Annotated in this window: 13 protein-coding genes; 11 read left to right on the top strand and 2 right to left on the bottom strand. The window is 71.4% G+C overall.

Annotated features, from left to right (window positions below; genetic code table 11):
- The first annotated feature begins 63 nt into the window (after nucleotides 1–63).
- The 10 genes from ACIHEJ_RS15045 (at nucleotide 64) to ACIHEJ_RS15000 (ending at nucleotide 9,357) form a co-directional block, all read left to right on the top strand.
- Entirely contained in the window at nucleotides 64–1,188 is a 1,125-nt protein-coding gene (locus ACIHEJ_RS15045) for a carbohydrate kinase family protein (protein ID WP_400136102.1), read from the top strand.
- 157 nt (nucleotides 1,189–1,345) lie between these two features.
- Nucleotides 1,346–2,425 (top strand): PhoH family protein, encoded by a 1,080-nt coding sequence (locus ACIHEJ_RS15040; RefSeq protein WP_073893834.1) that lies wholly within the window; start codon nucleotides 1,346–1,348, stop codon nucleotides 2,423–2,425.
- Nucleotides 2,426–2,437: 12 nt separating this feature from the next.
- Nucleotides 2,438–2,935 carry an rRNA maturation RNase YbeY gene (gene ybeY / locus ACIHEJ_RS15035; RefSeq protein WP_400135251.1) on the top strand — a complete coding sequence of 166 codons (498 nt, stop codon included), beginning with the start codon at nucleotides 2,438–2,440 and terminating at the stop codon, nucleotides 2,933–2,935.
- A 9-nt stretch (nucleotides 2,936–2,944) separates the two neighbouring features.
- Entirely contained in the window at nucleotides 2,945–4,231 is a 1,287-nt protein-coding gene (locus ACIHEJ_RS15030; RefSeq protein ID WP_400135250.1) for a hemolysin family protein, read from the top strand.
- Entirely contained in the window at nucleotides 4,228–4,587 is a 360-nt protein-coding gene (locus ACIHEJ_RS15025) for an MmcQ/YjbR family DNA-binding protein (RefSeq protein ID WP_400135249.1), read from the top strand. The genes ACIHEJ_RS15030 and ACIHEJ_RS15025 overlap by 4 nt, the downstream gene beginning before the upstream one ends.
- A gap of 43 nt (nucleotides 4,588–4,630) precedes the next feature.
- Nucleotides 4,631–5,650 (top strand): S66 peptidase family protein, encoded by a 1,020-nt coding sequence (locus ACIHEJ_RS15020; RefSeq protein WP_400135248.1) that lies wholly within the window; start codon nucleotides 4,631–4,633, stop codon nucleotides 5,648–5,650.
- 37 nt (nucleotides 5,651–5,687) lie between these two features.
- The gene (locus ACIHEJ_RS15015) at nucleotides 5,688–6,041 is read left to right on the top strand and encodes a cytidine deaminase (RefSeq protein WP_400135247.1); all 354 of its coding nucleotides are present in this window, start codon (nucleotides 5,688–5,690) and stop codon (nucleotides 6,039–6,041) included.
- A 193-nt stretch (nucleotides 6,042–6,234) separates the two neighbouring features.
- A complete protein-coding gene (locus ACIHEJ_RS15010; protein WP_400135246.1) occupies nucleotides 6,235–6,711 on the top strand; it encodes a hypothetical protein in 477 nt (158 codons plus the stop codon).
- Between the two features lie 218 nt (nucleotides 6,712–6,929).
- The gene (locus tag ACIHEJ_RS15005) at nucleotides 6,930–8,267 is read left to right on the top strand and encodes a beta-xylosidase (RefSeq protein WP_400135245.1); all 1,338 of its coding nucleotides are present in this window, start codon (nucleotides 6,930–6,932) and stop codon (nucleotides 8,265–8,267) included.
- Nucleotides 8,268–8,346: 79 nt separating this feature from the next.
- Nucleotides 8,347–9,357, top strand: coding sequence for a WxL protein peptidoglycan domain-containing protein (locus ACIHEJ_RS15000; protein ID WP_400135244.1), 1,011 nt, complete (start codon nucleotides 8,347–8,349; stop codon nucleotides 9,355–9,357).
- Here ACIHEJ_RS15000 and ACIHEJ_RS14995 read toward each other — a convergent pair.
- Complete coding sequence (locus ACIHEJ_RS14995) at nucleotides 9,251–9,589, bottom strand: P-II family nitrogen regulator (protein WP_361244217.1); 339 nt, start codon at nucleotides 9,587–9,589, stop codon at nucleotides 9,251–9,253. The genes ACIHEJ_RS15000 and ACIHEJ_RS14995 overlap by 107 nt on opposite strands.
- Nucleotides 9,586–10,896, bottom strand: a complete 1,311-nt coding sequence (locus tag ACIHEJ_RS14990; protein ID WP_400135243.1) for an ammonium transporter — start codon at nucleotides 10,894–10,896, stop codon at nucleotides 9,586–9,588. The genes ACIHEJ_RS14995 and ACIHEJ_RS14990 overlap by 4 nt, the downstream gene beginning before the upstream one ends.
- 150 nt (nucleotides 10,897–11,046) lie before the next feature.
- Between ACIHEJ_RS14990 and era the strand changes: the two genes are divergently transcribed.
- Nucleotides 11,047–12,000: a GTPase Era gene (gene era / locus ACIHEJ_RS14985; RefSeq protein ID WP_400135242.1), complete on the top strand. Its 954-nt coding sequence runs from the start codon at nucleotides 11,047–11,049 to the stop codon at nucleotides 11,998–12,000.
- Nucleotides 12,001–12,354 lie beyond the last annotated feature (354 nt).

Here is a 12,354-nt window from a genome sequence, read left to right as displayed (position 1 = left end):
CGTGGTGCACACTGGCCAGAACCGCACCACGTCAGGGAGCGCACCGTGACCCCGTCACACACGATCACCGGAGAGGAACCGGAACACCTCACCCAGGCAGCGCGCTGTCAGGCCCAGGTCGACCCGCTGGCCGCGCTGCGCGCCCCCGGCGATCCCCCCTGGGACGTCTACCTGACCGGCACGGTCTTCCTCGACATCATCTTCACCGGCCTGGATTCGGCGCCCGTGCGGGGCACCGAGTCCTGGGCCCGGGGCATGGGCTCCAGCCCCGGCGGGGTCGCCAACATGGCCGCCGCGCTGGCCCGGCTGGGCCTGCGCACGTCCCTGGCCGCGGCCTTCGGCGACGACCACTACGGCGAGTACTGCTGGGACGCCCTCGAACAGGGCGAGGGCATCGACCTGTCGCCCTCGCGGACCGTGCCGGGCTGGCACTCCCCGGTGACCGTGTCCATGGCCTACGAGGGCGAGCGGACCATGGTCTCCCACGGCCACGAGCCGCCCCCGGAGGAGCCGGCCCCCGACTGCCCGCCCCGCGCGCGTGCCGCCGTCGCCTCCCTCACCCCGGGACGCCGGGCGCCGTGGATCGCGCAGGCCGCCCGTGAGGGCACCCGGATCTTCGCCGACGTCGGCTGGGACGACACCGGGACCTGGGACCTGTCGGGGCTGGCCGACCTGGCGCACTGCGAGGCGTTCCTGCCCAACGCGGCGGAGGCGATGCGGTACACCGGCTCCGACTGCCCGCGGGCCGCCGCGCACGCGCTGACCGAGTACGTGCCGGTGGCCGTGGTGACGCTGGGCTCGGACGGGGCCTACGCGGTGGACCGGCGCACCGGGGAGGCCGCCGAGGTGCCCGCGATCGCCGTCGAGGCGCTGGACCCCACGGGGGCGGGGGACGTGTTCGTCGCCGGGTTCGTGACGGGGTCCCTGGCGGGGTGGCCGCTCGCCGACCGGCTGGCCTTCGCGGGGCTCACGGCCGCGCTGTCCGTGCAGGAGTTCGGGGGGTCGCTGTCCGCGCCGGGGTGGTCGGAGATCGGGGCGTGGTGGCGCCGGGTGCAGTCCCTTCCGGGGCAGGACCCGAAGGCGCTGGAGAGGTACGCGTTCGTCGAGGGGCTGGTGCCGGAGCGGCTGGACCGGCCCTGGCCGCTGCGGCGGGCGGTGCCGACGATCGGGTTCGGCCGGTCCGGCTGACGGGGCCGGGAAGCGGGGCCGGGGAACCGGGGGCCGGGAAGCGGCTCTCGAAAACTCCTACGGGCTTGTCAGCCCCCCGTCGTACTCTGGAATCGCGAGGCCGCCCTCAGCCATGCGGCCGTGACGAGGAGGAAGCGCAGGCCTTAAGCGCCGGCCCATGACACAGACACCCACAGCTCACACTCCCGCGCAGGAGCAGGCGAGAGCGCAACTGACCGTCCCCGCCCAGCACCCCATGGTGACCGTGCTGGGCTCCGGCGACTCCCTCCTGCGCGTGATCGAGAGGGCCTTCCCGGCGGCCGACATCCATGTCCGGGGCAATGAGATCAGCGCGGTCGGCGACCCCCAGGACGTCGCCCTCATTTCGCGCGTGTTCGACGAGATGATGCTGGTGCTCCGCACCGGGCAGCCGATGACGGAGGACGCAGTGGAACGCTCGATCGCCATGCTCAAGGCGAGCGAGAACGGGACGAGCGACGGGCCGGAGACCCCGGCCGAGGTACTGACGCAGAACATCCTGTCCTCGCGGGGCCGCACGATCCGCCCGAAGACCCTCAACCAGAAGCGGTACGTCGACGCGATCGACAAGCACACGATCGTCTTCGGCATCGGCCCCGCCGGTACCGGAAAGACCTACCTGGCCATGGCCAAGGCCGTCCAGGCCCTGCAGTCCAAGCAGGTCAACCGGATCATCCTGACCCGTCCCGCGGTCGAGGCGGGGGAGCGGCTGGGCTTCCTGCCCGGAACGCTCTACGAGAAGATCGACCCGTACCTGCGCCCGCTGTACGACGCGCTGCACGACATGCTCGACCCCGACTCCATCCCGCGGCTCATGGCCGCCGGGACCATCGAGGTCGCGCCGCTCGCCTACATGCGCGGACGCACGCTCAACGACGCCTTCATCATCCTGGACGAGGCCCAGAACACGAGCCCCGAACAGATGAAGATGTTCCTCACGCGCCTCGGTTTCGACTCGAAGATCGTGATCACGGGTGACGTGACGCAGGTCGACCTGCCGAACGGCACCAAGAGCGGTCTGCGGCAGGTGCAGGAGATCCTCGAAGGGGTCGAGGACGTGCACTTCTCCCGGCTGTCGTCCCACGATGTCGTACGGCACAAGCTGGTGGGCCGTATCGTCGACGCGTACGAGTTGTACGACAGCAAGCACGGCACCGAGAACGGCACCCACAAGGGCGGCCGCGGCAGAACCGGTGCCAAGGCTCCCAAGGGGAAGTAGACCAGCACGACCATGTCGATCGACGTCAACAACGAGTCCGGAACCGAGGTCGACGAGCAGGCGATCCTCGACATCGCCCGCTACGCGCTCGCGCGGATGCGCATCCACCCGCTCTCCGAGCTCTCGGTGATCGTCGTGGACGCCGACGCCATGGAGCAGCTGCACATCCAGTGGATGGACCTGCCGGGCCCGACCGATGTCATGTCCTTCCCGATGGACGAGCTGCGTCCGCCGTCGAAGGACGACGACGAGCCGCCGCAGGGGCTGCTCGGCGACATCGTGCTGTGCCCGGAGGTCGCCACCAAGCAGGGGGCCGAGGCGCCCACGCAGCACTCCATGGACGAGGAGCTCCAGCTGCTCACCGTCCACGGCGTGCTGCACCTGCTCGGGTACGACCACGAGGAGCCCGACGAGAAGGCCGAGATGTTCGGGCTCCAGGCCGCCATCGTGGACGGATGGCGCGGCGAGCGCGGGCTGACGGGGCCGTCCCCGGCGCCGACCGTCTCGTAAGCGGGCCGTATGTCTCCGCAGATCGTGGTCGGCGCGATCGCGCTGGTCGTCGTCGCCTGGCTCGCCGCCTGCGCGGAGGCGGGCCTGGCGCGGGTCTCCAGCTTCCGTGCCGAGGAGGCCGCGAAGTCCGGCCGCCGGGGCAGCGCCAAGCTGGCGCAGATCGCCGCCGACCCCACTCGCTATCTGAACGTGGCCCTGCTGGTCCGCGTCGCCTGCGAGATGGCCGCCGCGGCCCTGGTGACGTACGCCTGCCTGCAGGAGTTCGACGCCACCTGGCAGGCCCTGCTGGTCGCCATCGGGGTCATGGTCCTGGTGTCGTACGTCGCCGTGGGCGTGTCGCCGCGCACCATCGGCCGGCAGCATCCCCTGAACACGGCGACCGCGGCGGCGTACGTGCTGCTGCCGCTCGCCCGGATCATGGGGCCGATCCCGTCGCTGCTGATCCTCATCGGCAACGCGCTGACCCCCGGCAAGGGCTTCCGGCGCGGCCCGTTCGCGTCCGAGGCCGAGCTGCGCGCGCTCGTCGATCTCGCCGAGAAGGAGTCGCTGATCGAGGACGAGGAGCGCCGCATGGTGCACTCCGTCTTCGAGCTGGGCGACACCCTGGTGCGCGAGGTCATGGTGCCGCGGACCGACCTGGTCACCATCGAGCGTTTCAAGACCATCCGGCAGGCGCTGACGCTGGCCCTGCGCTCGGGCTTCTCCCGGATCCCGGTCACCGGCGAGAGCGAGGACGACATCGTCGGGATGGTGTACCTGAAGGACCTGGTCCGCAGGACGCACATCAGCCGGGAGGCGGAGAGCGACCTGGTGTCGACCGTGATGCGGCCCGCCGTCTTCGTGCCCGACACCAAGAACGCCGGTGACCTGCTGCGCGAGATGCAGAAGGAGCGCAACCACGTCGCCGTCGTGATCGACGAGTACGGCGGCACCGCCGGCATCGTCACCATCGAGGACATCCTCGAGGAGATCGTCGGCGAGATCACCGACGAGTACGACCGGGAACTCCCGCCCGTCGAGGAGCTCGGCGACGACCGCTTCCGGGTCACCGCCCGCCTCGACATCACCGACCTCGGTGAGCTGTACGGCCTGGAGGAGTACGACGACGAGGACGTGGAGACCGTCGGCGGACTGCTCGCCAAGGCCCTCGGCCGTGTCCCCATCGCGGGCGCGTCCGCCGAGGTCGAACTGCCCGACGAACGCAGGCTGAAGCTGACCGCGGAGGCCGCCGCCGGGCGCCGGAACAAGATCGTGACGGTTCTGGTCGAGCCCGCCGAGGAGGCGAGACCCGAGTGAGGCCCGAGGCGCTGCGCGCGTTCTGCCTGTCCTTCAACGCGGCCGAGGAGGACTTCCCGTTCAACCCGGAGACCTCGGTGTTCAAGGTGCTGGGCAAGATGTTCGCCCTGACGAACCTGGGCGCGCGGCCCCTGACGGCCAACCTCAAGTGCGACCCGGAGGACGCGATCCGGCTCCGCACCGAGCACGAGGGGCTGATCGTCCCGGGCTGGCACATGAACAAACGGCACTGGAACACCGTGACCGTCGACGGCGGGCTGCCGGACCGGCTGGTCCGCGAGCTGATCGAGGACTCGTACGACCTCGTCGTCGCGGGGCTGCCGAGGACCGAGCGGCTGCGGCTGGACCGGCCGTGAATCCCTTTCCGGGGCGGGCTGAGCGTGTGTCAGAATCCGGTGCATGGCTGTTCGTCGCCCGCGCCCTCTGCGCCCCGGTGACCGCATCGGTGTGACCTCCCCGTCCAGCGGGGTGGCCGAGAAGCTGCGCCCGCGCCTCGACATCGCGGTACGGGACCTCGAAGAGCGCGGATACGAGGTGGTCGTCGGCCGGTGCATGGACGGCTCGACGCACATCAGCGCCCCGGCCGCCGAGCGCGCGGCCGAGCTGACCGGGATGCTGACCGACCCGGCCGTCCGGGCCGTGGTGCCCCCGTGGGGCGGGGAGACCGGGATCGACGTGCTGCCGCTGCTCGACTTCGAGGCGATCCGGCGCGCCGAGCCGACCTGGGTCGTCGGCTACTCGGACATGTCCACCGTCATCACCCCGCTGACCCTGCTCACCGGCGTCGCCACCGTGCACGGCAACAACCTGATGGACACGCCCTACCGGACGCCCGAGGGGCTCACCTCCTGGCTCGACATCGTGACGGCGCCGCAGGGGGAGCCGTTCACGCAGACGCCGCCCGGCCGGTACCGGGTGGCCCGCTTCGACGACTGGATCGGGCACCCCGGCCTCCGCGACCTCACCCTCGACGCCGAGGGCACCTGGACCCGGCTCGACGGGGACGGGGACGTGGACGCCGAGGGCCGGCTGATCGGCGGTTGCATCGAGACGCTCGCCAACCTCGCGGGCACCCCGTACCTGGACACGGCGCAGTTCGCCGCCGACGAGCCGCTGCTCGTCTACGTCGAGGCCTGCGAGGACAACGCGTTCACCATCTGCCGCAATCTGCACGGCATGCGGCTCGCCGGGTTCTTCGACCGCGCCGCTGCCGTCCTCGTCGGCCGCACCCATGCCCCCGACAGTCCCACCCTCACCCAGCACGAGGCCGTGCTCGACGCGCTCGGGCCGCTGGGCGTGCCGATCGTCGCCGACGTCGAGTGCGGGCATGTCGCGCCGTACCTTCCGCTGGTCAACGGCGCGCGGGGCCGCGTGGTGCACACGGCCGGGCGGAGCGAGATCGTTCAGACCCTGGACTGATCCCGGCACGGCCCCCGCGGCTTCGTATGCTCTGCGCATGACCGAGAGCAACGCGCTTGATCCCGAGGACCGCAAGATCGTCACCCTGGCCCGCTCGGCCAGGGTCCGCAACGGTGTGCCCGAGGGGGCGGCCGTGCGGGACGACACCGGCCGTACGTACGTCGCCGGGTCGGTGGAACTGGCTTCGCTGAAGCTGAGTGCGCTGCGGACCGCGGTGGCGATGGCCGTGGCGTCCGGGGCGCGGTCGCTGGAGGCGGCGGCCGTGGTGAGTGAGGCGGAGTCGGTGGCCGCGGAGGACCTGGCCGCCGTCGCCGACCTCGGGGGCGCGGGGACGCCCGTGCTGCTGGCCGGGCCCGACGGTGAGGTCCGGGTCTCCGCCTCCGCCGGGTGACCGAACGTAAGGTCGGCTGGAATTCAACCTTGTTGGGTGCGGGCTCCCGCGCATCAATGGACCCGTAACGTCCGACGGGCCGTCAGATCCGCACCGTCGGCGCAGTGCGCCGCACCCGCCTGCGCAGGCCTCTCTCCATCCGTCGGCGTCCCCCCACAACGCACTCCCCACCAGGGAAGGGAAGCGGATCCCCATGAGAGGCACGCGCACGGCAACGGGTGCGGCGCTGGTCGCCGGGGCCCTCGCGGTCACCGGACTCGCCTTCGCGCCCACCGCCGCCGCCGTCACCCCGCAGTCGGCGACCATCACCGCGAGCTGCGGCATCTTCGGCGGCGGCACGGCCACGCTCACCGCCACCCAGAGCGGCACCTCGGCCACCGTCACCCTCACCTCCTCCGCGATCACCGCGCCCGTCGCGGTGGCCCAGGACTCCATCTCCTCCACCCTCACCATGGCCAGGGCCGGCGGCGGCTCCGTCGTGTTCAGTGGCACGAAGAACCCGGCCATGAACACCGGCGCCCCGGTCAGCGTCGGCCCGCTCCCCGGCACCGTCGCCTCCGGTGACCGTCTGGACGCCTACGGCGGCTCGCTGAAGATGGTGATCTTCGGGGTCACCGTGACCTGCAAGGCGAGCGGCCCGCAGTCGCCGGGCCCCTTCGTCTTCGACTGACCGACCTGACCGACCTGACCGACCTGACCGACCTGACGGACCTGACGGACCTGAGCGATCTGTTCCGGTTCCGGCCGGAACTCCCGTGGATGCCGCAGAAACTGATGATCCGTCAGATTTCTGCGGCATCTCCATTGACTTCTCACCCCTGCTCCACATCAATGCCCCCTGTCGGCGCAGATGAGCCGCTGCGCCCGCGACCCTCAGGAGGGGGCCCCATGGGTTCGACACCCCCAAGTCCGCGAAGATCCCGACGGTGGCGCTGGGCGTCGCTGTTCGGGGCGACCGCGCTCGCGGTCACCGCGGGTGGTGCGCTGGCCTGCCCGGCCGGTGCCGCCGGCACGAACGTGGACTTCGCCACGCACTGCATCCCGCCCGCCGTCGCGGGCATCCCGCCGATCGACGGCACCACGACCGCCAGTGTCTCGGCGGACAACACCAGCCCGAAGGTCGGCGACACGGTCACCGTGACCTACACCGTGGTCACCGCCGCCGCGTCCAACCCCACGGACCTGGCCCTGCCGGCCGACATCATGACCCCGACCGGGAAGGTCACCCTCGGTGGCGCCCAGACGGGGGACGTGACGGTCGCCGGGCCGAAGAAGAATCCGCCGGTGCCGGGGAAGGCGGCCTTCCCGTCCTTCTCCATGACCGGCACGTTCACCGTCACCAAGGCCGGCAAGATCACCCTCTCGCCCGGCGACTACAACATCCACACCAGCTACATCCTGGAGCTGGACACCCCGTGCACGGTCACCAACCCGCCCGCTCCGGCGTCGGAGACCGTCACCGCGACCTCCGGCACCCCCGCCAACACCCGGGCCATCTCGCTGGGTTCGGCCTCCGGTGACCCCGGCGCGAGCGTCACGGTCACGGGGACGAACTTCACGCCGGGCGCCACGGTCACGCTGGCGGGACGGTCCGGGACCACCCAGACCGGCGACACGGCCACGGCGACCGCCGACTCCAAGGGCTCCTTCAGCGGCTCCCTCGTCGTCAACGACAAGACGACGACCGGGATCGTGGCCTACGAGGGCGGCTCCTGGAGCGCGGACACGGGCGCAGGCCCCGCGGCCTACGTGGTCAACGACAACACACCGGTGCCGCCGGGCAGCCAGAAGCTGACCACCACCGTCAAGGCGGGCACGCTGTCCATGACCCAGGCCGGGGACGCCGTCGCGCTGTCGGCGGTCGACTTCGGCAAGGGCGGCGCGTCCACCGGGAAGCTCCAGACCGTGACCGTGCAGGACTTCCGCGGGGGTCCCGCGGGCTGGTCCCTGACCGGCAAGGTCACCGACTTCACCGGTCCCGGCGGCAAGATCGACGCCGGGAAGCTGAGCTGGACCCCCGCCTGCGCGACCAAGGCGGGCAGCCCCAGCACCTGCAAGGCGGGTTCGGCGGGTGCCGTGGGCGGCTCGGGGGCGACCCTCGCGTCGACCCCTGACGGCACGCTCACCGGCGGTGAGTTCACCGTCGACGCCGGGCTCTCCCTGGACGTGCCGGCGTTCACGCCTCCGGGCGCGTACTCCGGTGTGCTCACACTGACGCTCACCTGAGCGTGCGGGCGTCCGCACCCGCCCGTTCCCCCGTCCCTCGTCCGTGCCCGTCCGTGCCCGTCCGTGGGGGTCCGCACCCATGCGCAAGCCGTACGTCCTCCTCCTGGGTCTGCTGCTGGCATGGCAGGCCACGCCCGCGCACGCCGCCGACAACGGCAGCTGGTCCGTCCACCCGGTCGCCTCCGAGATCGCCGCCCGGCCCTACTTCTACCTCTCCGCCGACCCCGGCCAGACCCTCACCGACGAGGTCGCCGTCCAGAACAGGACCGGCCGGCCGCTCACCTTCCGGCTCTACGCGGCCGACGCCTACAACACGCCCCGGGACGGCGGCTTCGCCGTACGCACGCTGAAGGAGCGGATGCGCGGGGTGGGCGCCTGGACGAGGCTCGCGAAGTCCCGGCTCACCGTGCCCGGGCACAGGACCGTCACCGTGCCGTTCACCGTGCGGGTCCCGCGGAGCGCCGAGCCCGGTGACCACCCGGGTGCCGTCGTCGCCCTGGACGAACGGATCGACGCCGGCAGCGGCCGTGTCGCGCTGGGGGTGCAGCGGGCCGTCGGCGCCCGCCTCTACCTCCGGGTCGGCGGCCCCACGCTCCCCGCGCTCTCCGTCGGGCACGTGCACATCAGCCACCACCAGCCCCTGGTCCCGGGACTCGGCGGCAGCACGGCGACCGTCTCCTACACCCTGCGCAACAGCGGGAACGTCACCCTGGATCCCAAGGTGGAGCTCACGGCGCGCGGGCTGTTCGGCCGTACGCTGCTCGACCGCGACCTGACCCGGGTGCCCTCCGAACTGCTGCCGGGTCAGTCGGTGCGGCTCACCGAGACCTGGCGCGGGGCGCCCCAGCTCGACCGGGCCCACGTCACCCTGACCGCGAGCGCGCCAGGCACCCGGCAGTCGGCGAGCGCCTCCTTCGTCGCGCTGCCGTGGCTGGTGGCCGCGCTGGTGTTCGCCGCGGGCCTGGTGACCGGGGTGCTGCTGGTCAGAGCGCGTCGGGGCCGCGCTCGCCGGTCCGTACCCGGACGACCGTCTCCACGGGCACGGCCCACACCTTCCCGTCCCCGATCTTCCCCGTCTGCGCGGCCCTGACGATCGCGTCGATCACGGGGTCGGCGTCCGCGTCCTCCACCACGACCTCGATCCGCACCTTCGGCACCAGGTCGACCCGGTACTCGGCCCCCCGGTACACCTCGGTGTGGCCGCGCTGCCGGCCGTAGCCGCTCGCCTCGGTCACGGTCAGACCGTGCACCCCCAGCTCCTGCAGGGCCGTCTTGACCTCGTCCAGACGGTACGGCTTGACGATCGCGGTGATGAGCTTCATGCCTGGCTCTTGACCTTCTGGGCAGAGGGGAGGACGGAGTGGGAGACGGGCGCGCCGTGGCCCAGCACCCCGTGATCGTAAGCCGTCTCGGCGTGCACCGTAAGGTCCAGTCCGGTGTGCTCCTGCTCCTCGCTCGCGCGGAAGCCCATCGCCTTGTCGATCAGCTTGCCCAGGCCGTACGTCACCGTGAACGCGTACCCGGCCACGACCACCACGGCGAGCAGCTGCCTGCCGAGCGGGGCGAGCCCGCCGCCGTAGAACAGGCCCTCCGTGCCGCCGGTCATCGCCTTCTCGGCGAACAGGCCGATCAGCAGGGTGCCGATGACGCCGCCGACCAGGTGAACGCCGACGACGTCCAGGGAGTCGTCGTAGTTCAGCTTGAACTTCCAGCTCACGGCGTAACTGCACACCACCCCGGCGGCGAGGCCGACGACGAGGGCGCCGAGCAGTGACACCGTGCCGCAGGACGGGGTGATCGCGACCAGGCCGGCGACCGCGCCCGAGGCGGCGCCCAGGGTGGTGGGGTGGCCGTCGCGCCGCTGCTCGACGAAGAGCCAGCCGAGCAGGCCCGTGCAGCCGGCGGCGAGCGTGTTGAGGAAGGCCGCGGCGGCCAGGCCGCTCGCGCCCAGCGCGCTGCCCGCGTTGAAGCCGAACCAGCCGAACCAGAGCAGACCGGCGCCCAGGACGACCATCGGGAGGTTGTGCGGGCGCATGGCGTCCTTCTTGAACCCGAGTCGCGGGCCGAGTACCAGGCACAGGGCGAGACCGGAGGCCCCGGAGGTGATCTCCACCGGCAGACCGCCCGCGAAATCGAGCGCGCCGAGCTTGTCGAGGATCCAGCCGCCCGGGCCCCACACCCAGTGGGTGACCGGAACGTATACGAGCAGGGCCCACACAGGGACGAAGACCAGCCACGCCGAGAACGTGGCCCGGTCGGCGACGGCACCGCTGATCAGGGCGGCGGTGATGATCGCGAAGGTCAGCTGGAAGGTGGCGAAGAGGAGGGTGGGGACCGTGCCGTGCACGCTGTCGGGGCCGAGACCGCTCATGCCCGCGTGGTCGGGGCTGCCGATGAGGCCGCCGAACGCGTCGTCACCGAAGGCCAGGGAGTAGCCGGCCGCCAGCCAGACCACCGTGACCAGGGCGATCGACACGAAGCTCATCATCAGCATGTTGAGGACGCTCTTCGTACGGACCATGCCGCCGTAGAAGAGGGCGAGGCCCGGGGTCATCAGCAGGACGAGGGCGGTCGCGGCGAGCAGCCAGGCGGTGTCGCCGGTGTCGACGTGAGCGGCGGCGAGGGTCACGGGCGTCTCCAACGTGTGGGGGCTCGTCAGAGGGTCACCGGTCAGGGTTTCCGGTCGCGTACAGGTGTGTTTCCGTGACGTTTCATTGCCTGAGGGTTACCGGAACCTCACCGTGCGGCGGGGCCTCGTGGATCAGGGACAATGAACGGCATGAGCGTTCGCACCCAGTCATCCGAGACGCCGGCCGAGGCCGTCCACCGCGCCGGCTTCGCCTGCTTCGTGGGCCGTCCCAACGCGGGCAAGTCCACCCTCACGAACGCTCTGGTCGGGCAGAAGGTAGCGATCACCGCGAACCAGCCGCAGACGACGCGGCACACGGTACGCGGCATCGTGCACCGGCCCGACGCCCAGCTGATCCTGGTGGACACCCCCGGGCTCCACAAGCCGCGCACGCTGCTCGGCGAGCGGCTCAACGACGTCGTACGCACCACGTGGGCCGAGGTCGACGTGATCGGCTTCTGCCTGCCGGCGAACGAGAAGATCGGTCCCGGTGACCGCTTCATCGCCAAGGAACTGGCGGGGATCAAGAAGTCCCCGAAGGTCGCCATCGTCACCAAGACCGACCTGGTCGACTCGAAGACCCTGGCCGAGCAGCTGATCGCCATCGACCAGCTGGGCAAGGACCTGGGCATCGAGTGGGCGGAGATCGTGCCGGTCTCGGCGGTCGGCTCCAAGCAGGTCGACCTCCTGGCCGACCTCCTGGTCCCCCTTCTCCCCGAGGGCCCCGCGCTCTACCCCGAGGGTGATCTGACGGACGAGCCCGAGCAGGTCATGATCGCGGAGCTCATCCGTGAGGCCGCGCTGGAAGGCGTCCGCGACGAACTGCCGCACTCCATCGCGGTGGTCGTGGAGGAGATGCTCCCGCGCGACGACCGTCCGGCGGACAAGCCGCTGCTGGACATCCACGCCAACGTCTACATCGAGCGCCCCAGCCAGAAGGGCATCATCATCGGCCCCAAGGGCAAGCGCCTGAAGGAGGTCGGCATCAAGTCCCGCCGCCAGATCGAGGCACTGCTGGGAACACCGGTCTTCCTCGACCTGCATGTGAAGGTGGCGAAGGACTGGCAGCGGGATCCGAAGCAGTTGCGGAAGCTGGGGTTCTAGCTTCTTTTCCGGCTGTTCGGGGGTGGACGGCGTCGGGTCCGGGGGGTGGGTCGAGGTGCTGCCGGGTGCGCCGGCCGCGCGGCGGCAGCCGCATGTCGATACGGCCTCGACCTGCATGTGAAGGTGGCGAAGGACTGGCAGCGGGATCCGAAGCAGTTGCGGAAGCTGGGGTTCTGGCTTCTTTTCCGGCTGTCCGGGGGTGGACGGCGTCGGGTCCGGGGGGTGGGTCGAGGTGCTGCCGGGTGCGCCGGCCGCGCGGCGGCAGCCGCATGTCGATACGGCCTCGACCTGCGGGTGAAGGTGGCGAAGGACTGGGCGCGGGATCCGAAGCAGTCGCGGGAGCTGGGGCCTTGA

The organism is Streptomyces sp. NPDC052301 (assembly GCF_044593395.1).
Taxonomy (GTDB): domain Bacteria; phylum Actinomycetota; class Actinomycetes; order Streptomycetales; family Streptomycetaceae; genus Streptomyces.
The sequence above is the reverse complement of the archived record's forward strand: the minus strand, read 5'-3'. Positions and strand labels throughout refer to the sequence as shown.

Coding starts and splice junctions, on each gene's coding strand:
- era (WP_400135242.1), top strand. CDS start 11,047: ATGAGCGTTCGCACCCAGTCATCCGAGACGCCGGCCGAGGCCGTCCAC.
- ACIHEJ_RS15015 (WP_400135247.1), top strand. CDS start 5,688: ATGACCGAGAGCAACGCGCTTGATCCCGAGGACCGCAAGATCGTCACC.
- ACIHEJ_RS15005 (WP_400135245.1), top strand. CDS start 6,930: ATGGGTTCGACACCCCCAAGTCCGCGAAGATCCCGACGGTGGCGCTGG.
- ACIHEJ_RS15020 (WP_400135248.1), top strand. CDS start 4,631: ATGGCTGTTCGTCGCCCGCGCCCTCTGCGCCCCGGTGACCGCATCGGT.
- ACIHEJ_RS15040 (WP_073893834.1), top strand. CDS start 1,346: ATGACACAGACACCCACAGCTCACACTCCCGCGCAGGAGCAGGCGAGA.
- ACIHEJ_RS15010 (WP_400135246.1), top strand. CDS start 6,235: ATGAGAGGCACGCGCACGGCAACGGGTGCGGCGCTGGTCGCCGGGGCC.
- ACIHEJ_RS14995 (WP_361244217.1), bottom strand. CDS start 9,589: ATGAAGCTCATCACCGCGATCGTCAAGCCGTACCGTCTGGACGAGGTC.
- ACIHEJ_RS15000 (WP_400135244.1), top strand. CDS start 8,347: ATGCGCAAGCCGTACGTCCTCCTCCTGGGTCTGCTGCTGGCATGGCAG.
- ACIHEJ_RS15030 (WP_400135250.1), top strand. CDS start 2,945: ATGTCTCCGCAGATCGTGGTCGGCGCGATCGCGCTGGTCGTCGTCGCC.
- ybeY (WP_400135251.1), top strand. CDS start 2,438: ATGTCGATCGACGTCAACAACGAGTCCGGAACCGAGGTCGACGAGCAG.